Source organism: Exiguobacterium sp. USCH10 (assembly GCF_037619445.1).
Classification (GTDB): domain Bacteria; phylum Bacillota; class Bacilli; order Exiguobacteriales; family Exiguobacteriaceae; genus Exiguobacterium; species Exiguobacterium aestuarii_A.
The window spans coordinates 43,249-69,107 of record NZ_JAQPZO010000012.1; the positions used below are offsets into that span (position 1 = coordinate 43,249).

A 25,859-nucleotide genomic window follows, 5' to 3' on the forward strand; every position below is an offset into this window, starting at 1 on the left:
TATTCAAGATTCTTGAACATGATTCCCAAAAAAATATTGTCCGAAGTTCAGACCTAATTTTCTCGAGACGTCCACAATACGCTTACCACTTGGCGTGCCACCATTTTCCCAATAAGAGACTGTTGATTTCGCAACGCCTAAGTAGTTACCGAACTCCTCTTGGTTCATTTCAAGAGATTTTCTAAGTTCGATTAAAGTTTCATTTTTAGTACTTACCATTTTTCATCACCGCCTTTCGTCCAAGAACCTTGTACCTTTATATTAAGTTCAAACATCTTGTACGTCAATACTAAAAACCAATTTTCTTGTACTTTCTTTTCGAACTGTTCCGCTCTATACAAAAAACTTGTACTCTATAAGGAGGAAGATATGATGATTGTTTCTGGAGGGACGTGTATGTTTGGGGAAAGACTTAGAAGTGCAAGAAAAGCTCGAAAGATTTCTCAAGAAGAATTAGCCAAGGTAATCGATGTATCGAAAGGTACTATTTCAAATTATGAAAACGGCGTTAGTTTTCCCAATGAAGAAAAACTAATAAAAATTTCTGAGCGATTAAATGTTTCGTTTGATTATCTATTAGGAAGAATCGATGATCCAGACATGACACTTGAGGAATACATCAATAAGAGATCGGAAGAAGAGGATATTATCGGCCTTCATTTTTCGAATGAAGAACTAAAGAGCCTTAGCAAGGAAAAAATTGATTCCATCATTGATTTCGTTAATTACCAAATTGAATCAGAAAAGAAAAAGCGATGACGCCATCCACAGGCGTCATCGCTTTAATGTTTTATCTTTGTTTTCCAATACGTCTTTTTGGGGAATCTCATCGAGCCGATAGAAGATGATTTTTCCTAGTTCGATATCTTTCTTACCCACCAGTTTAACGAGTCCAGTTTTCGTGCTCAAATAACAACTCATATAATCGCTGCCAGCCAAAAGAAACCCCTCCGTTTACGAACGACCGTTCATGTATTGTTCAACAATCATAAGATAACATCCTCAGAATACTCGGTCAATAAAAAATGTAATATTTTAATACATATCTGTTGACATTGTCAACAAATTAAATACTTTTGTAATTCGTTATTTGTAACAACTAACGTAAAAGAGAACGTTTGTTCTGTTTTCTTGTTCTCAGTATGAACCGAACACAAAATATTTTCAACCATTTTTCCTACTGAGACAAGTTGAGATGTTCGACAATGTCCCATAAATGTCAGTATTTTGTCGAACGATTCTCATTTGAAAATAAGGTCTACCATATTCTTACATGTTACAATTTAATAGTGATTTTATAAGTTTGTCGACTGAACGAGGCTGAACTTCATTCCTCGTTCCTTTTCTATGTAATAGCAAATATGTATTTTCAAAGGAGATGAATGATATGGGTTGGTGGCAAGATATCATGAACGCTCGCAAGAATCGCGAAGAAGTCGAGCGCTTGACGAAAGAGATCGAACGGATCGAGCTGACGAAGGAAGAGGTACGTTATATCGACCTCAAGAAAGAGATTGAAAGCATCGAACAACATAACCTGGTCAAGCAGGAAGAACTGCGCAATGAACTACAAAAATATAAAAATGAGGTTCAGAGAGAGCGAAAGGCTCTCGAGACCGACATCGAGAAATTGAAGAAACAACGGGACCAGCTTGGGCTAAGCATCAACGAGTACGAAGGTCGACTGTCCGCACTAGAACACGGTCTATACTCTCCTCCCCGTTACCTTACAGATGAAGACACGTCCGAGATGTTGAAGGCAAAACTGGACGCGGTGCGTGCGAAGCAGAAGGCATTGATCAAAGAGAAACGCGCTACCACACACCCGAGTGCTTATACTGTTGACGGCGATAAGAAGAAAGGCAAAGAGTTCGTGAATGACACAATCAAGTTGATCTTACGAGCCTTCAACAACGAGTGTGATGTCATCATCGCCGGCGTGAAGCATACGAACCACGACCGATCGATCGACAAGATCGCGAAGAGCTTCAAGCAACTGAACTCGTTGACCGACATGCAGTCTGTTTTCATGACGGACGAGTACCTCAAACTGAAACTCCAAGAGCTTCAAATCATGCATAGGTACCGCGTGAAAAAACAGGAGGAGAAGGAAGAGCAACAAGCCATCAAAGAGCAAATGCGTGAAGAGGCTCGTGTCTTGAAGGAAATCGAAGAAGCACGTAAAAAGGTCGAGAAAGAAGAGACTCACTTCAAGGCCGCTCTACTTGCTGTACGTACTAAGATCGAGAATGCGAGCGAATCAGAGCGTACTGCTTTAGAGGCTAAGATTGCGGAACTTGAGGCGAAACTTCAAGAAGTCGAGGAAATCAAAGGTGATATCGAAAACCGTGAGAAGAACACGCGTGCAGGTTACGTCTATGTCATCTCGAACATCGGTTCATTCGGGGAACATGTCTATAAAATCGGGATGACGCGTCGTCTTGAACCACTCGACCGGATTCGCGAGCTTGGTAGCGCGTCGGTACCGTTCACCTTCGACATCCACGCCCTCATCTTCTCGGAGGACGCACCTAACCTCGAGAACAAGCTGCACAAACGTTTCGCCGACCGTCGCGTGAACCAGGTCAACTTCCGCAAGGAGTTCTTCAAGGTCAACATCGATGAGGTCGCTGACGTCATTAAACAAGAGTTCGATCAGACGTTGGAGATTACGAAACTTGCTCAGGCTGAAGAATACAACCGCACCCTTCAAATTTTGTCGGAAAGCGAAGCCGCTGTCTCCAATTAAATAAAGTAAGGCGCCTTCGGGCGTCTTTTTTAGTATAAATCGACTTAAGGACATATTATGCTGAATCTCGTTTATAATGAGAGGGCCAAAAGAAGCAAAGGAGTGAACGATATGGCAATCTTCCGTAAGCGGAACGGAAAATGGCAATACCGCATCTATTTTTACGACGAGGTCGGTCGGCGGCGCGAACGGTCCCGCAGCAACTTCGGTTCGAAACGCGAGGCGCAGATGGCTGCGGCCAAGGAAGAGGCGAAACTGTTGAACAACACGTTCGTGATGGACCAGAACATCCGGTTCGACACGTTCGCCCTCGAATGGCTCGAGACGTTCAAACGACCACACGTCAAAGAGTCGACCTACGACCGGATCAGCCGCACCGTGAGGAATCATCTCATCCCCCAGTTCGGGGAACATCGGCTGATCGACATCAACCGGGTCATGTATCAGAAGTGGATCAACGAGAAGGTCGAGGTCTACAGCCTCGGCACCGTCCGTTCGTTCCATTCGACGTTCTCGAGCATCCTCGATCATGCTCTTTTGGATATGAACCTCATTGAAAAGAACCCGGCACACCGAATCCAGATATCGAAACGGGATGACACGCCAGACGAAGATGACGACATACTCGAGTTCTTGGAGATGGAAGAGCTGAATCGCCTACTTGGCTATCTAGAACAGACTCCTCACGGGAAGTACAAGCGCTCCATCCAATATCTCGCCCTCTTCACACTGATTGCGCGGACCGGTTTACGTATCGGTGAGGCATTGGCGCTCGAGTGGGAGGACATCGACCTGGATGCCGGTACCGTCCGTGTGAACAAGACCCTCTCATTTGGTTCGAAGTTGGAGCTCAAGGTGACGAAACCGAAGACAAAGAAGGCGAACCGGACGCTGCGGATCGATGCCCAAACAAACGAGCTCATGCGACGGCACCGGACCAGTCAAAAGGAAGTGTATCTCGCCTATCCGAATTACAAGAAGCCTGAACTCCCCCTCGTGTTCCATAGCCCGAACGGGACGTGGCTGCGGACGAGTATTGTGAGGGACTATTTGCGAGATGCCTGCAAAAAGAGTGGCGTGCAGCACATCAGCCCGCATGTCCTCCGTCATACCCATGCGGTCCACTTACTGGAGGCGGGTGCCGATGTGAAATACGTGGCGGATCGTCTTGGCCATGCCGACACGAAGATCACGATGAACATCTATCTACATGTCTCGAAGAAAATCGAGCATGATGCGATGGCACTATACGAGGCACGTATAGCGAACAATAATCTGTATATACAAAAAGAGACAAAATAAAAAGAGGAGGACCGATTATTTTTCGGGTTCCTCCTCTTTGCTTTTGTCTATAAACTCTAATACGTTAATAGGTGGCAAAACAATCGGGGCATTATAGCCGATAGAAGTCACTTGGGACACCGCCGAACGAACGTAAGGGAACAAGATCGAAATGCTATTTCGTCTCAGCAGCATTTCATTTGTAATTCCAGTGATGTTTTCTGTGCTACCATCATCTTCAACTAAAAATTCTCCTGAAACTCTGATAAAAAGGTTAAACTTTTCATCTTCGCTTTCTAAACCACAGATGATTGAAACAACAGCACTTTCTTCGTCTATCAGTTCCACATGAGATCCCATCGAAATCTTGATACTTTCTTCATCATAAAAATCATCTTCCTGATTAAACGTAAGTTGCTCTACTCTATAACGCCCAAACTTCAGCTTTTTCATTATTTAAGATGCCTCCATCAAAGTTTGTGATGAACACGCATCATATGATACTCGCTCATTCGGTATTGTTACGAGAGGAGTTTCAGCTTTAGGTGTCCCTTTTATTACTAATTTTTTAATCTCAATTTCCTTCAACAAATCTTCAAAGTTAAGATTAGAATTATTAAGTGAGTAGTTACTTTCAATAATGTAACCATCTTCAGAGAACAATAATTCTGAGTCTGCAAAGCTGAAGAATTGTGAATACTCGATTTTTTTATAAAGAATAGGATCTTCTGGTTCTTTTACAAGCATTTTTAAAACTCGTTCAGTAGGATATGGGTCTCCTAATTCTCCAATAATCACATCATTTTCTTTGATGATAACTTTGCCTTCCCCAGGAGCCACTTTTTCGTACTGAATTCCATTTTCTTCTGCCAACTGAAGAAAGCGTTCTTCTAAATAATCCATGTATTCTTGCTCGTTCATATTTCATTCCTCCTCGTCCTACTATCACAATCGGATATAGAACTACCTTATTAACACGCCATCCAAGACAGTTTTGTAGTATCAATCCTTTGAGGGTTTCTCACCACAACCTGAGTACCGTGGATTAACTCTGTGTTAATAGAGCTCACTTCTGCACTTATATCCCTATTCCCTTTTAATATCGGAAAAAACATAAGGGTATTAAACAACGCTTCGCTGTGATTGCCAAGTTTTTCACTAGGAACAGGAAAAGTCCTTTGAATTACTGTGTATTCTGGCGGAATAAGGTTAAACAGTTCATTGTTCCACTGCCAAAGTGCTGTTTCAACTTTATACCCTTTCGAGAGAAGCATTTTTTTCGTTGCCTTCATGTGCTTATCGAAGAAAACTGCACCATCTCTAGTGTCAAGGTTCAAAAATTCTTCACCTTGTAAAGTTTCACACCATTCAAAAATACATCCATCGTATTCAGGACTCTTCGCCTTACGAAATTGTCCTTTTTTCATTAATCTGAATCTATCTCGTTCAGCATAAAATTTTGCTTGAGTTTCATCTTCTCGAAAAAAATATACACCAGTACCTAGCCAGTGATCGATTCCACTTGAGCTCCAAAATCCAGATTCAAGAATCGACTCAGCTTTACTTAGAAGCGTCCCGTGATACGCTCTCATTTCGATTTTTCTATTGCCAAATGATTCTACCCTCATTTTCAACCCCCACTTGCAATCAATCTTAATTAATCATATCGAAATGATAGATGAATTGGTATACAATACCACAAGTTAAGGTGTCGGTTTCCACAAGTTTCGTTCGACAAAATACGACCGTATTTTAAAGAAAACGGAGCATCCATTGGATGCTCCGCCATCAATTTTGAGGGCTGATTGAGGGCTGTGATGAATCATGTTTAAAATCAACCCTTCAAAACACTGGTATTAAGCCATTATCCAATCGAACCTTCCATCTCGAACTTGATGAGACGGTTCATTTCGACCGCATATTCCATTGGCAATTCTTTTGTGAATGGCTCGATGAAGCCCATCACGATCATTTCTGTCGCTTCTTCTTCCGAGATTCCACGGCTCATGAGGTAGAAGAGTTGCTCTTCTGACACTTTTGAGACTTTCGCTTCGTGCTCGAGTGACACTTGGTCGTTCAAGATTTCGTTGTACGGGATTGTATCTGACGTTGACTCGTTGTCCATGATGAGCGTGTCACACTCGATGTTCGAGCGCGCGCCCTTCGCCTTACGGCCGAAGTGGACGATTCCACGGTACGATACTTTTCCGCCTTGTTTCGAAATCGATTTCGAGACGATTGACGAAGACGTGTTCGGCGCGAGGTGAATCATTTTCGCTCCAGCGTCTTGGTGCTGTCCTTTACCAGCGAGGGCGATTGAGAGTGTCATCCCACGTGCGCCTTCCCCCTTCAAGATGACAGCCGGGTATTTCATCGTGAGTTTCGATCCGATGTTTCCATCGATCCACTCCATTGATCCACCCGCTTCACAGACTGCACGTTTTGTTACCAAGTTATAGACGTTGTTCGCCCAGTTTTGGATTGTCGTGTAACGGCAGTATGCATCTTTGTTGACGAAGATCTCAACGACCGCTGAGTGAAGCGAGTTCGTTGTGTAAACCGGTGCCGTACATCCTTCGACGTAATGAACCGATGCGCCTTCATCGACGATGATGAGCGTACGCTCGAACTGACCCATGTTTTCCGAGTTGATGCGGAAATAAGCTTGAAGCGGTTGCTCGAGTTTCACGCCTTTTGGTACGTAGATGAACGAGCCACCCGACCAAACAGCTGAGTTGAGGGCCGCGAACTTGTTGTCCGTCGGCGGAATCAACTTCCCGAAGTACTCTTTGAAGATTTCTTCGTCTTCTTTGAGTGCAGTGTCTGTATCTTTGAAGATAACACCTTTTTCTTCGAAGTCTTCTTGCATGCTGTGGTAGACAACCTCAGACTCATACTGAGCCGAGACACCTGCCAAGTATTTTTGCTCTGCTTCTGGGATACCGAGCTTGTCAAACGTACGTTTGATTTCTTCTGGTACCTCATCCCATGAGCGTTCTGTCTTTTCAGATGGTTTGACATAGTAAGTGATTTCGTCGAAATCAAGTGCCGAGAGGTCTCCGCCCCATGTCGGCATCGCCATCTTGTTGAAGTGATCCAACGACTTCAAACGGAAGTCGAGCATCCATTGTGGCTCTTCTTTCATGCGCGAGATCGTCTCTACGATTTCTGTTGTCAAGCCGCGGCCTGAACGGAAAATCGAAACGTCCCGATCATGGAAGCCGTATTTATAATCGCCAATTTCCGGCATGTTCTTTGCCATATCGGTCTCCTCCTTCTCCTTACGCGTCCTCGTCTACTCCTTTTTCAAGCGCCTTCCACGCGAGCGTGGCACACTTGATTCGAGCCGGGAATTTCGATACGCCTGAGAGCGCCTCGATATCACCGAGGTCAAACGTATCCGTGTCGTACTCTTTGCCTTGAACCATTTCAGAGAAGATGTTAGCGAGTTGAAGCGCCTCTTCTACTGTTTTTCCTTTGACGATTTGGGTCATCATCGATGCCGAGGCGAGACTGATTGAGCAGCCTTCTCCTTCAAACTTCGCATCTTTGACGATGTCGTCTTCGACTTGTAGTTGAAGACGAAGCGAATCCCCACATGTCGGGTTGTTCAAGTCCACCGTCACGCCATCTTCGATGACGCCACGGTTTCTTGGGTTTTTATAGTGATCCATGATGACCTGGCGGTACAACATGTCGAGATTATTAAAACTCATAATTGAAATACTCCTTCGTTTGACGTAATCCCTCGATGAAACGGTCGACCTCTTCTTTTGTGTTGTACAAATAGAAGCTCGCCCGTGCCGTCGATGATTGCTTCAAAAGACGCATGAGTGGTTGTGCACAGTGGTGACCGGCACGAACCGCGATGCCTTGCATATCGAGAACGGTCGCGAGGTCATGCGCATGCACGTCCTTCAAGTTGAACGTGACGAGACCGACACGATCTTCAGGACCGTAAATCTCAATCCCTTCAATCGTTTTCATCTGCTCAATCGCGTAAGACGCGAGTTCACGTTCGTGTGCTTCGACATTCTCAAGCCCGATTTCTTCTAAGAAATCGATAGCAGCCGCAAGTCCGACCGCTCCAGCAATGATCGGTGTTCCCGCTTCGAAGCGGTACGGAATGTCTTTCCACGTCGATTCATACAAATCAACGTAGTCGATCATCTCGCCACCGAACTCGACCGGCTCCATATTTTTGAGGAGTTGTTTCTTCCCGTATAAGACACCGATTCCAGTCGGTCCGAGCATCTTATGTCCAGAAAAGGCAAGGAAGTCACAGTCCAGTGCTTGAACGTCCAGTTTACGATGCGGTGCACTTTGTGCGGCATCGACGACCATGACAGCACCTTTCTCATGTGCGAGTCGAGCGACTTCGGCAATCGGATTGATTGTACCGAGCACGTTTGAGACGTGGCTCATCGCGACGATTTTCGTCCGATCCGATAAGACGGCTTGAACGGCATCCAGTGTGACACGTCCGTCCGGCGTGAGTTCGACGTAACGAAGCGTCGCGCCTTTGCGCTTGGCAAGTTGTTGCCACGGAATCAAGTTCGCATGGTGTTCCATCGGAGTGAGGACGATTTCGTCGCCTTCACCGACATTCGCATCTCCGTAGCTCGACGCGACCAAGTTAATGGCCGTCGTCGTCCCACGTGTGAAAATGATTTCTTCAGGAACCGCCGCATGGATGAAAGAACGGACGCGTTCGCGTGCTCCTTCATACGCATCCGTTGCTTGCGTCCCGAGCGTATGGACGCCACGATGCACGTTCGAATGGTTGCGACGATAATAGTCCTCGATCGCCTCGATGACAGCGAGCGGCTTTTGTGAGCTCGCCGCGCTATCAAGATAAACGAGCGGGTGTCCATTGATTTCCTGATCTAAAATCGGAAACTGTTCACGAATCGAGGCGTTCAACATCTTAACGTACTTTCCCTTCGATGACTTCGCGGAGACGGTCTTTGACCGAATCGATTGCGAGTTCTTCGACGACAGGCGTCAAGAATCCGTGGATGATTAAACGCTCTGCCTCTTGGCGAGACAAACCACGGCTCATCAAGTAGTACAATTGAACATCATCGACACGGCCGACTGATGCCGCGTGACCTGCCATAACATCATCTTCATCGATGAGAAGAATCGGGTTGGCATCCCCACGTGCTTTTTCAGAGAGCATCAAGACGCGCTCTGTTTGAACACCGTTCGATTTTGAAGCACCGTGGTGAATCATCGATGTCCCGCTGAAGATCGCAGTAGCTGCGTCTTTTTGAACACCGTGAATCAAGATGAACCCTTCAGATGCTTTTCCGAAGTGGTCGGTACGGATGTTGAAGTTTTGTTTTTGTGCACCGCGACCGATTGTCACAGCTTTTGTATCCGAATACGTGTTGTCTCCGACGAGGTGAGTCTTCGTTTCGACGACCGAGTTCCCGTCGTTCATGTGACCGAGCGCCCAATCGAGGCGACCGTTCGCATAGACGACACCGCGACGGTTCATGAACGTGAGGGCTGATTCAGCGAGCTGATCGACACCACCGAAGACGACTTTCGCGTTCTCTCCAGCGAATACTTCCGTCACGACGTTGACCGTATGCGGTTCGTTCGTACCAGAGAGGAAGTTTTCAATGTATGTCACTTCACTACCTTCGTCAGCGACGAGGATCGTGTGGTGATAGAAGGCACCGTTCGCCTGTTCCATCGTGAAGATGGCTTGAAGCGGATCTTTCAATTGTGTGTTTTTCGGTACGTAAATGAACGCCCCACCGTTTGTGAGGGCAGCATTCAACGCCGAAAGACGTTCTTCATCGACACGTACGCCTTCCGTCATGAAGTATTTCTCAACGAGCTCTGGATGTTGCTCCATCGCTTCTTTGATTCCCATGAATAAGACGCCTTCTGGCATCGACAATTCGTTATAGACGACATGACCGTTGCGTTCAACGAGCACGTTTGTCCGGTGGTCTCCGAGAAGTGATTCGATGTCAGCTGTCAAACCGTCTTTCGGTTCGAGATTGACATCACCCGCTGCGAAGTCCCACTTATCAATCTTAATCTTTTCAACTTTTGGCAAAGCAAGTGTCGGCGCAAGTTCTGCTGCCTCTTTACGACGGTTGACCATCCATGCTGGTCCGCCGAGCGCTTCTGCACGTGCCGACAACGCTTGTGCATCCAATTCAAATTGTACGGTCATCGTACAGCCTCCTTACGCTTCTGTGTCTACTGTCATTCCGAGATCTTGCTTCACCCAGTCGTAACCTTCTGCCTCGAGTCGTTGTGCGAGCTCTTTGCCACCAGACATGACGATTTTTCCGTCCATCATGATGTGTACGAAGTCTGGCTCGATATAGTTGAGGAGACGCTGATAGTGCGTGATGATCAAGCAACCGAACTCTTCTGAACGCATTTCGTTGACGCCTTTTGCGACAACTTTGAGCGCATCGATATCAAGACCTGAGTCGATTTCATCCAAGATGGCGATGTTCGGTTGAATCATCATCATTTGAAGAATCTCGTTACGTTTCTTCTCACCGCCTGAGAATCCTTCGTTTAAATAGCGGTGTGCCATTTCTGAAGGGATTTCGAGAAGCTCCATCTTCGCATCGAGTTCACGGATGAACTTCATAAGCGAGATTTCTTGACCTTCTTCACGACGTGAGTTGATTGCTGAACGCAAGAAGTCTGCGTTTGTCACACCACTGATTTCAGCCGGGTATTGCATTGCAAGGAACATCCCTGCTTGTGCGCGCTCGTCGACTTCCATCTCGAGGACATCTTCGCCGTTTAATTCGACGCTTCCCCCAGTGACCTCATAAAGTGGATGACCCATGAGTGCTGATGCGAGTGTTGATTTACCAGTCCCGTTTGGACCCATGATGGCATGAATTTCGCCACCTTTAATTTCTAGGTTAAGACCTTTGACAATCTCTTTTCCTTCGATTGAGACGCGGAGGTCATCAATTTTCATTTGTGGTACGTTAGACATTCGGATACCCCTTCCGTATTTTCTCGCCATAGTGAATGGCGTAGATTAGATATATTCTAATCTTAGACTAGTCATTTTTTTATTTCAAGCGACTCACCTTAGAATTCATTCTCAATAGAATGATAAAAGTTGAGAATGCTAATAGTAGGAAATCAAGACATTATCCGGCATTCTCTTCGACGAGTGCGAGGACGACTTTCCGCTCTCGTACGGCGGCAGCGAAGAAGAAGGCCCCACACCCCGTTAAGAGCGCCAAACTTCCGAACACCGGAAGCGATGATTGCCCGAACGTATCCAGTAACACCCCACCGATAATCGGTCCGATTGTCTGACCGAGTGACGTCAATCCCATCGCCCCAAAATAAGTTCCCCGTAAATGTTCGGGCGCCAGTTCGTCCGTCAATACGTCCGTCATCGTGAACATCAACACTTCGCCGACCGTGAAAATGGTCATTGCCACAAAGAGCACCCATTCAACTGTCGCAAACCCAATCAATAAAAGACCGAACGACAACGTCGAAATGCCGAAGAAGAGTGACTTGATCGGCGAGACACGAATCCCGAAACGCATAATTGGATATTGGACGATGAGCACCGTGATTGCGTTCGTCGTCAATAAGTAAGCGAACAATCTCGAACCGTCTTCTAGTCCGTCGCGTAACGCAATGAATTGAGGAAGCGTCGAATTGAACTGACTGTAACCGATAATCGCGAAAATCATCCCGATGATGACCGCACGGAATGTCCGGTCGTCTCGTAAAACGCGAAACGTCTCCGTCAAGCGTGGCCGTGCCTTGACCCCGTCTCCTTCTTCAAACGGATACTTATAAAACAAGATCGAGATGATGATTCCATACAATATGTATACTGCCGTCACGACAAAGAATGCAGTCTTTACACCTGTGAGCGATAAGACGACCGCCAAGAGTGGCCCGATGGCCGCGGCGATATTGATCATGAAGTAACGGACGTTATAGACGATGACCCGTTGGTCTGCCTGCGTCGTGTCACTGATGAGTGCCCGCGAAGCCGGTTCTAAGAAAGATCGCGACATGCCCATCAACATCGATAACATATAAAACCAAAACAGATCGGTCGCGAGCGCGAGACCAGCGAACGTGACGGCATTGAGCACGATGCCGATCAGCATGAGTTGTTTTCGCCCATATCGGTCAGAGAGTGTCCCCCCAAAGAAGCTCATGAACAGACCCGAAAGTGCCGTCACGGCAAAGATCGTTCCAATCACACTCGCCGAAAATCCGAGCGTGGCCAGATAGATCGCAAAAAATGGCATGACGAAAAACGTCGCCAGTCGTGCAAAAAACGTCCCGAACAGGACGCCCCACGTCAGTGGATGAATCTGTCTGAGCTTCATCCAAATCCCCCCTTTTCTTTCATATATGTAGTGTACTTCTCTTTATGAAAGAACACTAGACAAAAAAAGACCCAGGGGATGACCCCTGAGTCGAGAATGCTTATTGTTGTACCGGTACGACCGCACCTTTGTATTCGTCTAAGATCCACTGTTGTGTCTCTTCAGAAGTCAATACTTCGAGGAGTGCTTTGACGCGCTCATCTTCTTCGTCCCCTTCACGTGTGACGATCAAGTTGACGTATGGTGAGTCTTCGCCTTCGAGTGCGATGGCATCTTCAAGTGGGTTGAGACCTGCGTCGATTGCGTAGTTCGTGTTGATGAGAACCGCATCGCCTTCTCCGTTGTTGTAAGCTGTCGGAAGAAGTGCTGCTTCAACGTCCGTCTTGAATTTCAAGTCTTTCGGGTTGTCGACGATGTCAGAGACAGTTGCATCGACTGTTTTGCCTTCAGCAAGTGTGATGAGACCTTCTGATTGGAGCATCGTGAGGATACGCCCGTGGTCAGCGACCGATGAACTCATGATGATTTCTGCGCCTTCAGGAAGTTCGTCGAGCGATTTGTATTTTTGTGAGTACACACCGATTGGCTCGATGTGAACGCCACCCGCAGATGCGAATTTATAGTCTTTGTTTTCAGCCATTTGTGACTTGAGGTATGGCTCGTGTTGGAAGTAGTTCGCATCGAGCTCACCGCTTGCGAGCGTCTTGTTCGGAAGCACGTAGTCTTGGAACTTCTTGATTTCGAGTTTGTAGCCCTTTGCTTCATATTCTTCTTGTACGTGCTCTAAAATCTCAGCGTGCGGTACGTTCGACGCACCGACAATCAATGTTTTTTCATCGCCAGAACCTGTTTCTGCCTCTTCTCCGCCGCAAGCCGCGAGAACTGTGAATGCTGATAAAGCTGTCAATCCGAGTACTGTTTTCCAAGTTTTCATTATGAATCCCTCCAAATGGTGTATGTGTAATTAAGCTGAACGTTTATCAATTTTTGTGACGAGTCGGTCACCGATGAACTGGATGACGAACACGATGATCAAGATGAGCACCGTCGCCACGAACGTGACGTCGTTTTGTGAGCGTTGGAAACCTTCCAAGAAGGCCAAGTTCCCGAGTCCGCCGCCTCCGACGACACCGGCCATCGCCGTATAACCGACGATTGCAACGATGGTCACCGTGAGTCCTGAAACGATTGCCGGAAGAGCTTCCGGAATCAAGACTTTATAAATAATTTGCCATTTCGTCGCGCCCATCGATTCCGCTGCCTCGATGACGCCGCGGTCGACTTCACGAAGGGCAAGTTCGACCATACGGGCGTAGAACGGTGCAGCTCCGATGATGAGTGCCGGAAGCGCCGCCGTCGAACCGAGCATGGTACCGAGCAAGAACAACGTGAACGGGATGAGTAAAATGATTAAGATGATGAACGGGATCGAACGAAATACGTTGACGATCGCGCTGACGAAGACGTAAATTGGACGATTCTTCAATAATAGCGATTCGTTTGTAATATAAAGAATCAAACCTAAAGCGAGTCCAATCACAAACGTCGCGACACCCGCGACGAGCGTCATGTATAACGTCTCCCATGTCTGTTCCATCATGATTTGCCAGTCTACGTTAGGAAACATCGCTTTCCACCTCCACTTCTACTGATTGCGAACGAATCGACGCGATGGCGCGTTCGATTTCTGGTGCTTCCCCAATCAATTGGATGAATAGCGTGCCGAGCGCACCGACTTGTGACTGTGTCACGTTCCCGCCGATGATGTTGAATCCGATGTCGTGCGTCTTAAGGACATCGGACAAAATCGGTTGTTCCGCCGTTTCGTTCAAGAATTTCAATTTGACGATTTGCCCACTCGGATATCGTGCTTTCAAATGTTCGAACGTGAGCGACAGATCGTCGACCGCCCCAATTTGTTTCACGAATTCTTTCGTGATCGGCTGCTCCGGATGTTGGAACACATCAGAGACTTGACCCGTCTCGACAACTTTCCCTGCCTCCATCACGGCGACGCGATGACAAATCTTTTGGATAACGTGCATTTCATGCGTGATGAGGACGATTGTCAATCCGAGCTTCTTATTGATGCTGACGAGCAGTTCAAGAATCGAATCCGTCGTCTTCGGGTCGAGCGCGCTTGTCGCTTCGTCACAGAGGAGCACCTCTGGATTTGTAGCGAGCGCGCGGGCAATCCCGACTCGCTGTTTTTGACCGCCGGATAATTGTGACGGATAGCTATCTTCGCGACCTGATAGTCCGACGAGCTCGACGAGTTCCTGAACCCGACGTTTCCGCTCACTTGCCGGAACCCCGATCAATTCGAGTGGGAAGCTGATGTTTTCTGCGACCGTGCGCGACCACAGAAGGTTAAAGTGCTGGAAGACCATCGAGACGTTCTTGCGAACCCCTCGTAATTCTTTCGGGCTGAGCTTCGTGAGCTCACTCCCGGCGACCTCTATTTCACCGCTAGACGGTGATTCGAGACGGTTGAGTAATCGGATGAGCGTCGACTTCCCCGCCCCCGAATATCCGATTATTCCAAAAATTTCACCGCGATCAATCGTTAGTGACACATCATCCACCGCCTGGACACGACCATTCTTCGTATCGAACCATTTGGCGACGTTTCGTAATTGAATCAATTCCTTTCCCTCCTGACAACAAAAAAAGCGCGCACGTTTGAGCAAACGTGCGCACTTTATCGTACGGACAACGATTGCTCTCATCTGTCAAGGTTTCTCACCTTGCTGGAATTAGCACCATTTCGGATTGCTCCGCGGTTGCTGGGCGTCATAGGGCCAGTCCCTCAGCCTCTCTTGATAAGAGTGTTGTGTATTCGATTAGCTTTATCATAGCGACAGCTTTTTCTGCTGTCAAATCATTTTTTCAAAAAAATCAAAAAAAGGTGCCGTCCGAGGACGACACAGAACGTAGCACCTTGAGTCACGGAAGGACAGCCCATAGATGAAAATCTTTTGCCCGTTCAAGATTTACATCCTTATATGGGGGAGATTCACCAATCATCACTCGATCTTGACTTGGACCGTGCGATTATACGGAACATCTTTCTTCGCTTGATTTTTTTGGGGGACAATCGAAGGGAAGACTGACGTGTATTCGTATAAAGGTAGCATCGGCTTCATCAAAACGTCTTGATGTCGGGAATATCGCGTCCTATTTTGTGTTCAAGTAAGATGTTGTAATGAATATACCATTCGTGAACTTTCTGTGTCAACTGATTATTTAAAATTTTCAGATTATTCTAATGTTCCTCTCTCACTTTACGAAAGAGAGGACGTGTTGAACGTTTTGAAAGGCATAAAGACGATCCTGAACCTCGCCATTTTCAAGCTTTAACAACGCTGGGACGCTCATCACCTGATAAGCTTCAAGCTCGTTTGGGATATAGTTCGCATCGCGCTTTTCAATCTGAATTTCAGGGTCGACCGCCTCGACGACCGTCAACATTTTCTCCGCGACAGCGCATGTACCACACATTGGCGCGTATATATATAAGAATCCGTCTGTAATCATTTTTCTCACCTCACCTGTCATTATAATGGTCGTTCGAGTCACGTTCAAAAATCGTGCTCTCGTGAAATTTCAGAATTTTTCAATGATTCTCTTGACTCTTCTGTCTGATAGGAATAATATGGGTTCTAACTTTATCGCTTTTGTACATAACAGCAAAGAAGAAGGACAGGTGAATGAATGATGACGGAACAGGCAACAGGTACGACAAAGCAATTTACGATGAACGTCTTAAACGGTCTCAGCATGGCGATTCTGATCGCCCTCATCCCGAGTGCGCTGCTCGGCGAACTCACGAAAGCTATACTCCCTTATTTTCCGTCTCTTCAATTCATATTGGATGCGACGACGATTGCGATGCGCCTCCTCCCGGCCATTATCGGTCTTGCCGTCGCGATGCAGTTCGGACGATCGATTTTAGAGGCTGGAACGATCGCCATCGCAACCTATGTCGGCAGTGGCGCCGTTCGAATTAACGAAGGTGCGTTTGTGATGGCCGGAATCGGTGACGTGATCACAGCCGGTGTGACCGCTGCAATCGCTACGATTCTCGTCATGAAGCTCGCCCCACATTTGAAGACGTATACCGTCATCGTCATGCCGATGACAGTCATTGTCGTCGCAGGCGGCATCGGTGCCTTCTTATTGACGTATATTTCACAGATCACGACATACATCGGATACCTCATCATGACGATGACGGATCTTCAACCGGTTCTCATGGGCATCCTGATCGCGATGGCGTTCTCGCTCATCATCGTCTCGCCGATTTCGACTGTCGGGATCGCAACGGCCATCAGTCTATCAGGCGTTGCAGCCGGTGCGGCAAACCTCGGCGTCGTCGCCGCTGGGTTCGGTCTCGCCATCGCGGGTTGGCAGGCGAACGCGACCGGTACATCGATCGCCCACTTCCTCGGGTCACCGAAGATTCAAATGGCAAACTTCGTCCGACGCCCGATTATGATGCTTCCTATTTTGGCGAATGCGGCCATCCTCGGTGCGCTCGCTGGTATATTAAGAATCGAGGGGACTCCAATCAGCGCAGGGTTTGGCGTATCTGGACTCATCGGACCGGTAAACGCGCTACAACTCATGCCGGGCGGATTCGCCTTGTTCAACGTACTTCTCGTGATCGTCTTGTTCGGGCTTATTCCAGTCGGACTCGGGATTTTCTTCTATCGTGTGTTCGAACGGACGACGCTCGTCAAATCAGACCACTACCGTCTTGATTTCGAGTAAGCATTAAAAAAGCCGGCTTCTCCAATTAGGAGAGGCCGGTTTTACTTATCCTTGAATCATCGCTTCATATTCTTCTGCAGACATGAGCTTGTCGAGGTCTGACTCTTCCGTCAACTCAACTTCGATCATCCATGCATTTTCAAACGGTGACTCGTTGACGAGTTCTGGAGAATCTGCAAGGTCCTCGTTCACTGCTGTGATGCGTCCTGATACTGGCGCATACAACTCAGAGACCGTCTTCACTGATTCGACTGAACCGAATGGCTCGTCGAGCAAAATCGTACCGTCAACTTCTGGGAGTTCCACAAACACGATATCCCCTAGTTCGCTCTGTGCGAAATCCGTGATGCCGATGCGGGCTTTCGTTCCGTTCACTTCTACCCACTCATGTTCTTTCGAATAACGTAAATTTGCTGGTACTTTGCTCATCCTAACTTCCCCCTCAAATAAATTAGACTCACATCTGTATTATAGCACTTAGCCCCAAACGTCCGTAAAGGACTTTTCTGAAAATCCGACCGTCGTTTTTTCACCATTTGTGACGATTGGACGCTTCAAAAGCATACCATTGCTTGATAATAGCTCAAGTTGTTCGTCTTCTGATAGATTTGGTAGCTTGTCTTTGATGCCTTCGTTCCGATAGACTTGCCCGCTCGTGTTGAAGAATTTCTTAAGCGGTAAGTCCGATTGTTTCCACAGCTCGGCGAGTTCTTCTTTCGTCGGTGTCGATTCGACGATATGAACGTATGTATAATCGACGCCTTGCTCTTTCAACCATTTTTCTGCTTTTTTACACGTACTGCATGGTGGATAGCCGTATAGTGTCACCATCTGTTCATCACCTCTTTCATCAATGTAGCACATCTAGAGAAATCAATTCACGTCTCAAGCAACCGTTCGATTTCTCGTTTCATCGTCGGATTGACGGAATGTCGCTCTTCCATAAAGCGAAGAATGACCCCTGCCGCTTCGCTTGACCTGCCGTATCCTAATACCCCGCCTGACAGGAAAGGAATCATCTCTGGATGTCTCGTCTCGACCCGACGTGTCGGGTTGAACGGGTCTCCTTGTCCACCGAGCGCCTTCAAGACGTTTTGGACGGCCGCGACTTGGACGAGTTCGAACCCGGCGAGCATCTCGCCCCGACGTTCCCGAAGCAAGCCGACATATAGGTTCGTCAATGCTTCTTCATAGTAGTAAGCCTTCGCTTCACGCGCGATTACAAGACGCGGTGTCGCGAACACGTCGAGTGCTTCGTCCCGTCGCCAGACGACGCGTCCTGGTGTATAGGCGATCGCTGCGAGTTCATGTACTTCAAAGACGGCGAATTCACCGTAGATGCCATCGTGATACATGATCTTATGTCCGTCTTTCGTGTTTTGAAACTGATAGTGAAGCGGCTCGACTTCAAGCCAGTCGAGTCGGTCGATAAAGCGTGCCTTCTGTCCATCCTCGACAATCAAAAAGAAATCGAGGTCCGAGTAATCATCCAACCGCTCCGTTTCTTGTCCAATCGACCCTAATGCAAGCAGCATCAGCGTCCCTTCGTGTGCGGCAACCGATTCTCCGATTTGTTCCATTCGTTCAAGCAATCTATCGCGTGTTCTCATCGTCTCTCCCCCTCGTTTCTATTGTACGTGGCAGAGGTCAAAAAAAGAAAGGGCCGACCGCGTCCGGTCCACCCTTTCTGTCGATTGAATTACACGATAAACTTGTTCGCTTTGATGAGGCTCGCAGCGACTTCACGCTTCGTCCCGATCACATTGATCGGCTGATAGCGGCTGAACTTCTTCATTGCCGAGAGAAGCATGCGCTGCTCGTCACCAGACGCCGCTGCATACAACACTTCTTTCGCCATGAGTTCGACTTGTTTGAACACTTGCTCCGCAAAGATTTCTGTATAGCGGACTTTGAGCGTGTTCTTCTCTTCGCCTGTGCGTGCGATCGCCTTGTCTGTACGAGCGATGGCTGCTTCAAGCGCATAGATAGCACTGATCATGTCTGCAATCTTCGCCAAGATTTCTTGTTCGTTTTGAAGGTCTTGTTGGTACTTCTGAACCGCTGTACCTGCGACCATCAAATTGATCTTCTTCATGTTCGAAAGGAGCATCTTCTCGCGTGCGAGCGGTGAGCCGTCCAATTCTTGCGGCATGTAGCTCATGAGCTCTTTTTGAAGTTTTTGTGCTTCTGCGAGGAGCGGCAATTCACCTTTCATCGCTTTCTTGAGAAGCGTACCCGGAACGATCAAACGGTTGATTTCGTTCGTTCCTTCGAAGATGCGGTTGATGCGTGAGTCACGATAGAGGTTTTCGACTTCATACTCTGCCATGAATCCGTATCCACCATGGATTTGGACCGCTTCGTCGACAACGTAGTCAAACGTTTCAGAAGCGAATACTTTGTTGAGTGAGCATTCGATCGCATATTCAGCAATCGCTTGTGCGACTTTTGATCCGTCGCGCATGTTCTCGTCACCAAGTGCGTCGAGGCTATCTTGGAACAAGCCGCCCGTGCGATACACTGAGCTTTCCATCGCATAGATGTTCGCTGCCATCGTTGCCAATTTCTCTTGGATGAGTGGGAATTGGCTGATTGGTGTCTTGAACTGTTTGCGCTCGTTCGAATATTGTACGGAGAGGTCGAACGCACGTTTTGAAGACCCAACTGCTCCGACTGCGAGTTTGTAACGACCGACGTTCAAGATGTTGAAGGCGATGACGTGACCTTTTCCGACTTCACCGAGAAGGTTGTCGACTGGTACTTCGACATCTTCAAGGATGAGCGTACGTGTCGACGATCCCTTGATCCCCATCTTCTGCTCTTCTGCGCCAGTTGAGACTCCTTTGAAGTCACGCTCGACGATGAAAGCACTGAACTTGTCGCCATCAATTTTTGCGTAGACGACGAAGACGTTCGCAAAGCCAGCGTTTGTGATCCATTGCTTCTCACCGTTCAAGACGTAGTGCGTGCCCGCTTCGTTCAAGACAGCCGTCGTTTTCGCACCGAGGGCGTCCGACCCTGAGCCTGGCTCCGTGAGCGCGTAAGCCGCGATCCATTCCCCTGTCGCGAGTTTCGGCAAGTACTTGTGCTTTTGCTCTTCTGATCCGAAGAAGACGATCGGGAGTGTCCCGATTCCGACGTGTGCGCCGTAGCTGAGTGCGAACGAACGAGCTTTCGCGAAACGCTCCGTGATGATCGAAGAAGAGATTTTATCGAGTTGGTAGCCGCCGTACTCTTCTGGAACGTCTGCTCCGAGAAGACCGAGCTCGCCTGCTTCTTTCAACAATTCGACAGAGAGGTCGAACTCGTGTTTCTCGATGCGCTCGAGAACCGGCATGACGCGGTCATCGACAAATCCCGCCGTCGTGTCCCCAATCATCTTATGCTCATCTGAGAAATCCTCTGGTGTGAAGAGACGCTCTGCGTCGAGTGCGTCAATGACAAAGCTACCGCCTTTAATCAATTCATGTTCTGTACGTTCCATATCCGATTCCCCCTTAAAGTAATTCGAAGACACCAGCCGCGCCCATTCCGCCGCCGATACACATCGTGACAACCCCATACTTCTCATTGCGTCGTTTCATCTCATGCAAGATCGAGACAGAAAGTTTTGCTCCTGTACATCCGAGTGGGTGACCGAGGGCGATAGCGCCACCGTTCACGTTCACTTTCGATGGATCGATTCCGAGTTCACGGATGACACCGAGTGATTGGCTCGCGAACGCTTCGTTCAACTCGAACAATCCGACTTCTTCTAACTTCACGCCAGCCATTTCGAGTGCTTTTGGAATGGCGACGACTGGACCGATCCCCATCACTTCCGGACGGACACCGCCGACTGCGAACGAGAGGAACTTCGCCATCGGTTGTAACCCTTGGCGTTCTGCTTCTTCACGGTCCATGACGAGGACAGCTGCCGCTCCGTCTGACACTTGTGAGGCGTTACCCGCCGTGACCGAACCTTTGATTTTGAAAGCTGGGCGAAGTTTACCGAGCGCTTCGATCGTCGAATCGGCACGGACACCTTCGTCATGCTTCACGACTTTCTCCACTTCCGCGACTTTACCGTCTTCACCGAGCACGTGTTCGATGACCGTCACAGGAACGATTTCTTCCTGGAACTTGCCACCCGCGATGGCTGCAGCCGCTTTTTGGTGGCTGTTGATGGCGAACGCATCTTGGTCTTCGCGCGAGATGTTATATTCAGCCGCGACACGCTCTGCGGTATGACCCATGCTCATGTAGTATTCAGGTGAAGTCTCCATGATGTTCGGGTTTGGACGGATGACGTGCCCCCCCATCGGGACTTGGCTCATCGACTCCATACCGCCGGCGATGATCGCCGTTGCTTGACCGATCATGATTTTCGCCGCCGCATCCGCGATGGCTTGAAGACCTGACGAGCAGTAGCGGTTGATCGTGATCGCTGGAACTTCGTGCGACAGTCCCCCCCGGACCGCCGCATAGCGAGCGATGTTCATCCCTTGCTCCGCTTCTGGCATCGCACAACCCATGATGACGTCATCAATCGGGCCTTTATATCCTGAACGCTCAAGCGTTGCCTTGATGGCATATCCCGCGAGCTCGTCCGAACGAACGTTACGGAACGAACCGCGTTTTGCTTTTCCGACCGGCGTCCGTGCGCCGGCTACGATGACTGCTTCCCTCATTTGTTATGTCCCCCTTTATCAGTTCCGTAGTGGTTTGCCTTTCACGAGCATATGTTGCATCCGTTGTTGTGACTTTGGCTCCCCGATGAGGCTCAAGAAGGCTTCACGCTCGATATCGAGGAAGTACTGTTCATCAACGAGCGTACCGTATGCCAAATCGCCACCACTGATGACGTGTGCGAGTTTCTTCGCAATCTTCAAATCATGCTCTGAAATATAACCGCCGTAGAACATTTCGTACGCTGCGAGTTCGAGCGTCGCTTTCCCCGTTTGACCGACGACCGGTAACTTCTCACGAACCGGTGCCGTATACCCATCGGCAAGTTCGAGTACCGTCTGTTTCGCATCGAACGTCAAGTGATCACGGTTCATCGAGATCCCGTCGACCGCACGATGGTAACCGAGTGTCTTTGCATCAAATGCCGACTTCGATACTTTCGCCATCGCGATGTTCTCGAACGTCTGTTGCGCAGCCTTCTCGATGTTTTGCATCGATTTCGGCGTCTGTTCGAGGAGACGACGATACGTGTTGACGTTTCCGCCTCCACCTGGGATGAGACCGACACCGACTTCGACGAGACCCATATACGTCTCAAGCGCGGCTTGCATACGTGCTGCCGGTAAGCTGATTTCCGTTCCGCCACCGAGCGTCATGCCGTATGGTGCGGCGACGACCGGACGTCCCGAGTAACGAATCTTTTGAACGACTTGTTGGAACTTGTTGATGATCCAATCGAGTTCGTACCAGTTCTCGTCTTCTGCTTCCATGAGCATCATCGCAAGGTTTGCGCCGACACAGAAGTTCTTGCCGTCGTTCGCGAGGACCATTCCTTTGAAATCTTGTTCGACACGGTCGATCGACTGTTCGATCATCTGCATGATGTCGACACCGATCGCGTTGTTTGGTGATGTGAATTCGAGTGCGACGACGTCATCGCCGATATCGACGAGGCGTGCCCCACCGTTCTCTAAGATGATGCCGTTTGATTTTGCGAGTGGCTTGAGTTTCAATTCTTTCGGGTTGACGGTCTTCTCGACATACGCCTTCGACGCTTTATCGTAATACTGGTCTCCCTTATAGAATGACGTGTTACCTGCAGCAAGCATCTCATCGATCCATGCCGGGACGTCGTAGCCTTCCGCTTTCATACGCTCGACTGATTTTTCAACACCGAGAGCATCCCACATCTCGAACGGTCCGAATTTCCAACCGAAGCCCCACTTCATCGCATCGTCGATAGCAACAATCGTGTCTGCGATCTCGCCAGTAAGACGTGCCGAGTAAACGAGCGTCTTCGCCGTGATTGGCCAGAGCAGTTGTCCGACGCGACCTTTGTTCAAGATGGCACCTTTCAACTTCGCTTTCGATCCAGGAAGTGATTTGATTTGATCGAGCTCAGGACCTGTAATCGCTTTCAATTGTTCGTATTCGAACGTTTGAAGATTCAATTCCTGAATGACCTTTCCTTCTTTCTTATAGAAGCCTTGACCGGCCTTCTGTCCGATCCAGCCTTTTTCCACGAGTTGCTTCATTTCTGAAGGGACGTCGAACGTGTCCTTCTCTTCCCCAGCTTCGAGCGTCTCGTAGACGTTACCCGCCACGTGGACGAACGTGTCGATTCCGACGACATCGAGTGTGCGGAACGTCGCTGATTTCGGACGACCGATGAGTGGACCTGTGATCGAATCCATCTCTCCGATTGACGCGTTTTGCTTGAGCATCTCTTCGAACGTGACGAGGAGACCGTATGTCCCGATGCGGTTACCGATGAAGTTCGGCGTGTCTTTGGCTTCGACGACACCTTTCCCGAGACGGTCTTCCGCGAAGCGTGACATGAAGTCGATGACCGGGCGTGCTGTCTTCTCCGTCGGGATGAGTTCGAGCAACTTCAAGTAGCGCGGTGGGTTGAAGAAGTGAGTCCCGAGGAAGCGTGATTTCAATCCTTCCGGAAGGGCACTTGCCATCGCTTCGATGGAAATCCCTGACGTGTTCGAGCTGAGGATCGCATCTTCACGGATGTAAGGTGCAATCTTCTCGAAGAGCTGTTGCTTCACATCGAGGCGCTCGACGACGACTTCGATGACCCAGTCCGCTTCTTTCAAACGCTCTAAATCATCTTCTAAGTTCCCGACTTCGATGAAGTTGAGATGGTCGGCTGTCGCAAGTGGTGCCGGATTTTGTTTCAATAGCTTCTGACGGTTTTCTGAGGCGATGCGATTTCGTACTTCTGGTGACTCGAGCGTCAACCCTTTCGCTTCCTCTTTTGCTGTCAATTCACGTGGTACGATGTCGAGCATGAGCGAACGAATCCCCGCGTTCGCCAAGTGAGCCGCAATCCCCGCCCCCATTACTCCTGAACCGATGACGACCGCAAAACGAATTGAGTTCGTCAAACGGAGGTCGGTTGATTGTTCGATGTGACTCGTCATAGTGTTCCCCCCTAAAATGAGAATGAATAGTGATTCATTTCACGCGTAAAAAAAATCGCAATCACCATCGTGTTTACTCTTCTATCATAAATGAATGAACATTCATTCGCAAGCGTTCATTTTTCAATTTCATTCCATTTTTCGATTAAACGATTAGTTTTCAACAAGTGTGGTATAGACAACAAGAGTGAAATTTAGAAAGGGGAATGTACACATGCATGATAATCGTTTAAATACTGTCGGTAGCCGAAAAGACTTTGAGTCGTTCAAAAAGAAAGCTCAAGAACAGGCACACCAACCGGGAATCGATTCGAAGATGGAACCCTTCCCCATCTATGAACGGGAAGACTATAAAGGGAGTGACAAGTTAAAAGACAAGGTCGCGATCATCACCGGTGGGGATTCAGGGATTGGAAAGTCGGTTGCCATCTTCTTCGCCCACGAAGGTGCGAACTCCGTCATCGTCTATAAGGACCAAAACGAACTCGAGGACGCGGAAGCGACGAAAGAACGGATTGAGGACTTAGGTCAAGCCTGTCTATTACTTCAAGGCGACCTCGGAGAATCTTCTTTCTGTCAACGAGTCGTCGAAGAGACGCTCGAGACGTTCGGCCGGATCGACATCCTCGTCAATAACGCAGCCGAGCAGCATCCGCAGGAATCACTTCTCGACATCTCGGACGAACAACTCGAGAAGACGTTCCGCACGAATATCTTCAGCATGTTCTACTTAACGAAAGCCGCGCTTCCTTATTTAAAAGAAGGGGCGAGCATCATCAATACGACTTCGATTACGGCCTATGAAGGAAACGACCAATTGATTGACTATTCATCAACGAAAGGCGCCATCACCGCGTTTACCCGCTCGCTCGCCAAAAACTTGGCGGATAAAAAAATTCGCGTCAACGGAGTCGCACCGGGTCCGATTTGGACACCGCTCATCCCGTCGACGTTCCCTGCGGACAAAGTTGATTCGTTCGGCGATTCGGCAGAGATGAAACGACCTGGGCAACCGGCCGAACTCGCACCGGCCTATGTCTATCTTGCAAGCGATGACTCGACGTATGTCAGTGGCCAAGTCATCCACGTCAATGGTGGTACAGTGATTAATGGATAATAGGTTAGACTCAGCGATTGCTGGGTCTTTTTTTGTTAATTCCTTTTGTTTCCCTTCTCCATCTTTTCTATGTTTCAATAAGGAAAAGATTACCACTTTCTATAGAATGGAGGAAACGTATTGACCACTCACTATCACTTAACGGAGCACGATTTTTTCGCTCTTCAAAAAAGTTCCTTTCACCAATTACCATTTCATAAAAAAAGACGAATTGCCTTTACAGTGGTATTAGAAATACTCGCCATTTTTTATGGGATTTTATTATTGGCTAATGTATTTCCTCAGAGGATAAACAAATTAATCCGAGCTGAATGAAGTTCTCGAACGCCGAAGCCTTCAATACTTAGTCGGAGGACACACCTACAGACAACTCCTCATCAAAAAAAGGCACATAACAGCTGATATGCTCCCCAATAGGTAGACAGATGAAATAACAAATCTGTTTATTCTTATCGGGGAGTGTTTTTTATGGCGAG

Annotated in this window: 26 protein-coding genes and 1 riboswitch; of the genes, 5 read left to right on the forward strand and 21 right to left on the reverse strand. The window is 48.2% G+C overall.

Annotated features, from left to right (window positions below; translation table 11 throughout):
• Nucleotides 1-3: 3 nt before the first annotated feature.
• A complete protein-coding gene (locus PQI28_RS13920; protein WP_339963693.1) occupies nucleotides 4-219 on the reverse strand; it encodes a helix-turn-helix transcriptional regulator in 216 nt (71 codons plus the stop codon).
• Between the two features lie 153 nt (nucleotides 220-372).
• Between PQI28_RS13920 and PQI28_RS13925 the strand changes: the two genes are divergently transcribed.
• Nucleotides 373-759, forward strand: coding sequence for a helix-turn-helix domain-containing protein (locus PQI28_RS13925; protein ID WP_339963694.1), 387 nt, complete (start codon nucleotides 373-375; stop codon nucleotides 757-759).
• Nucleotides 760-774: 15 nt separating this feature from the next.
• On the opposite strand, the gene PQI28_RS13930 is transcribed toward PQI28_RS13925, so the two are convergent.
• A complete protein-coding gene (locus tag PQI28_RS13930; protein ID WP_339963695.1) occupies nucleotides 775-939 on the reverse strand; it encodes a hypothetical protein in 165 nt (54 codons plus the stop codon).
• Nucleotides 940-1,387: 448 nt separating this feature from the next.
• Here PQI28_RS13930 and PQI28_RS13935 point away from each other — a divergent pair, with 448 nt between their 5' ends.
• Entirely contained in the window at nucleotides 1,388-2,749 is a 1,362-nt protein-coding gene (locus tag PQI28_RS13935; protein WP_339963696.1) for a DUF4041 domain-containing protein, read from the forward strand.
• A 111-nt stretch (nucleotides 2,750-2,860) separates the two neighbouring features.
• Entirely contained in the window at nucleotides 2,861-4,051 is a 1,191-nt protein-coding gene (locus PQI28_RS13940; protein WP_339963697.1) for a tyrosine-type recombinase/integrase, read from the forward strand.
• A 15-nt stretch (nucleotides 4,052-4,066) separates the two neighbouring features.
• Here PQI28_RS13940 and PQI28_RS13945 read toward each other — a convergent pair whose 3' ends face one another.
• The 13 genes from PQI28_RS13945 to PQI28_RS14005 all read right to left on the reverse strand — a co-directional run bounded on the left by PQI28_RS13945 (nucleotide 4,067) and on the right by PQI28_RS14005 (nucleotide 15,930).
• Entirely contained in the window at nucleotides 4,067-4,483 is a 417-nt protein-coding gene (locus PQI28_RS13945; RefSeq protein ID WP_339963698.1) for a hypothetical protein, read from the reverse strand.
• A 3-nt stretch (nucleotides 4,484-4,486) separates the two neighbouring features.
• A complete protein-coding gene (locus PQI28_RS13950) occupies nucleotides 4,487-4,951 on the reverse strand; it encodes a hypothetical protein (RefSeq protein WP_339963699.1) in 465 nt (154 codons plus the stop codon).
• A 50-nt stretch (nucleotides 4,952-5,001) separates the two neighbouring features.
• Nucleotides 5,002-5,658, reverse strand: coding sequence for a hypothetical protein (locus PQI28_RS13955; protein ID WP_339963700.1), 657 nt, complete (start codon nucleotides 5,656-5,658; stop codon nucleotides 5,002-5,004).
• A 236-nt stretch (nucleotides 5,659-5,894) separates the two neighbouring features.
• A complete protein-coding gene (gene sufB, locus PQI28_RS13960; RefSeq protein ID WP_012726850.1) occupies nucleotides 5,895-7,292 on the reverse strand; it encodes a Fe-S cluster assembly protein SufB in 1,398 nt (465 codons plus the stop codon).
• A gap of 19 nt (nucleotides 7,293-7,311) precedes the next feature.
• Nucleotides 7,312-7,746, reverse strand: coding sequence for a Fe-S cluster assembly sulfur transfer protein SufU (gene sufU / locus PQI28_RS13965; protein ID WP_026825487.1), 435 nt, complete (start codon nucleotides 7,744-7,746; stop codon nucleotides 7,312-7,314).
• The gene (locus PQI28_RS13970) at nucleotides 7,736-8,956 is read right to left on the reverse strand and encodes a cysteine desulfurase (protein ID WP_031422927.1); all 1,221 of its coding nucleotides are present in this window, start codon (nucleotides 8,954-8,956) and stop codon (nucleotides 7,736-7,738) included. Before PQI28_RS13970 ends, sufU begins: the two co-directional genes overlap by 11 nt.
• A gap of 1 nt (nucleotide 8,957) precedes the next feature.
• The gene (gene sufD, locus PQI28_RS13975) at nucleotides 8,958-10,226 is read right to left on the reverse strand and encodes a Fe-S cluster assembly protein SufD (RefSeq protein WP_339963701.1); all 1,269 of its coding nucleotides are present in this window, start codon (nucleotides 10,224-10,226) and stop codon (nucleotides 8,958-8,960) included.
• Between the two features lie 12 nt (nucleotides 10,227-10,238).
• On the reverse strand, nucleotides 10,239-11,000 hold the full coding sequence (sufC, locus tag PQI28_RS13980; protein WP_214786046.1) for a Fe-S cluster assembly ATPase SufC: 762 nt from the start codon (nucleotides 10,998-11,000) through the stop codon (nucleotides 10,239-10,241).
• A gap of 178 nt (nucleotides 11,001-11,178) precedes the next feature.
• Entirely contained in the window at nucleotides 11,179-12,393 is a 1,215-nt protein-coding gene (locus tag PQI28_RS13985; RefSeq protein WP_339963702.1) for an MDR family MFS transporter, read from the reverse strand.
• Between the two features lie 100 nt (nucleotides 12,394-12,493).
• The gene (locus tag PQI28_RS13990; protein WP_214820562.1) at nucleotides 12,494-13,327 is read right to left on the reverse strand and encodes a MetQ/NlpA family ABC transporter substrate-binding protein; all 834 of its coding nucleotides are present in this window, start codon (nucleotides 13,325-13,327) and stop codon (nucleotides 12,494-12,496) included.
• Nucleotides 13,328-13,357: 30 nt separating this feature from the next.
• Nucleotides 13,358-14,020 carry a methionine ABC transporter permease gene (locus tag PQI28_RS13995; RefSeq protein WP_012726857.1) on the reverse strand — a complete coding sequence of 221 codons (663 nt, stop codon included), beginning with the start codon at nucleotides 14,018-14,020 and terminating at the stop codon, nucleotides 13,358-13,360.
• Entirely contained in the window at nucleotides 14,010-15,038 is a 1,029-nt protein-coding gene (locus tag PQI28_RS14000; RefSeq protein WP_339963703.1) for a methionine ABC transporter ATP-binding protein, read from the reverse strand. Before PQI28_RS14000 ends, PQI28_RS13995 begins: the two co-directional genes overlap by 11 nt.
• Nucleotides 15,039-15,115: 77 nt before the next feature.
• Nucleotides 15,116-15,222: riboswitch (SAM riboswitch) on the reverse strand.
• Nucleotides 15,223-15,672: 450 nt separating this feature from the next.
• Nucleotides 15,673-15,930 carry a thioredoxin family protein gene (locus PQI28_RS14005; RefSeq protein ID WP_339963704.1) on the reverse strand — a complete coding sequence of 86 codons (258 nt, stop codon included), beginning with the start codon at nucleotides 15,928-15,930 and terminating at the stop codon, nucleotides 15,673-15,675.
• 180 nt (nucleotides 15,931-16,110) lie between these two features.
• Between PQI28_RS14005 and PQI28_RS14010 the strand changes: the two genes are divergently transcribed.
• A complete protein-coding gene (locus PQI28_RS14010) occupies nucleotides 16,111-17,166 on the forward strand; it encodes a PTS transporter subunit IIC (protein WP_251125717.1) in 1,056 nt (351 codons plus the stop codon).
• A 45-nt stretch (nucleotides 17,167-17,211) separates the two neighbouring features.
• Here PQI28_RS14010 and gcvH read toward each other — a convergent pair whose 3' ends face one another.
• From gcvH to PQI28_RS14040, 6 genes are all read right to left on the reverse strand, one after another.
• Nucleotides 17,212-17,595, reverse strand: coding sequence for a glycine cleavage system protein GcvH (gene gcvH / locus PQI28_RS14015; protein ID WP_012726861.1), 384 nt, complete (start codon nucleotides 17,593-17,595; stop codon nucleotides 17,212-17,214).
• A gap of 48 nt (nucleotides 17,596-17,643) precedes the next feature.
• Nucleotides 17,644-17,997, reverse strand: a complete 354-nt coding sequence (locus PQI28_RS14020) for an arsenate reductase family protein (protein WP_214785795.1) — start codon at nucleotides 17,995-17,997, stop codon at nucleotides 17,644-17,646.
• A 47-nt stretch (nucleotides 17,998-18,044) separates the two neighbouring features.
• Nucleotides 18,045-18,776 (reverse strand): hypothetical protein, encoded by a 732-nt coding sequence (locus PQI28_RS14025; RefSeq protein WP_339963705.1) that lies wholly within the window; start codon nucleotides 18,774-18,776, stop codon nucleotides 18,045-18,047.
• Between the two features lie 89 nt (nucleotides 18,777-18,865).
• Nucleotides 18,866-20,650, reverse strand: coding sequence for an acyl-CoA dehydrogenase family protein (locus PQI28_RS14030; RefSeq protein ID WP_339963706.1), 1,785 nt, complete (start codon nucleotides 20,648-20,650; stop codon nucleotides 18,866-18,868).
• Between the two features lie 13 nt (nucleotides 20,651-20,663).
• Nucleotides 20,664-21,836: an acetyl-CoA C-acetyltransferase gene (locus PQI28_RS14035; RefSeq protein WP_214785798.1), complete on the reverse strand. Its 1,173-nt coding sequence runs from the start codon at nucleotides 21,834-21,836 to the stop codon at nucleotides 20,664-20,666.
• An 18-nt stretch (nucleotides 21,837-21,854) separates the two neighbouring features.
• Nucleotides 21,855-24,266 (reverse strand): 3-hydroxyacyl-CoA dehydrogenase/enoyl-CoA hydratase family protein, encoded by a 2,412-nt coding sequence (locus tag PQI28_RS14040; protein WP_339963707.1) that lies wholly within the window; start codon nucleotides 24,264-24,266, stop codon nucleotides 21,855-21,857.
• A gap of 214 nt (nucleotides 24,267-24,480) precedes the next feature.
• Between PQI28_RS14040 and PQI28_RS14045 the strand changes: the two genes are divergently transcribed.
• The gene (locus PQI28_RS14045) at nucleotides 24,481-25,383 is read left to right on the forward strand and encodes an SDR family oxidoreductase (RefSeq protein WP_339963708.1); all 903 of its coding nucleotides are present in this window, start codon (nucleotides 24,481-24,483) and stop codon (nucleotides 25,381-25,383) included.
• Nucleotides 25,384-25,859: the final 476 nt, after the last annotated feature.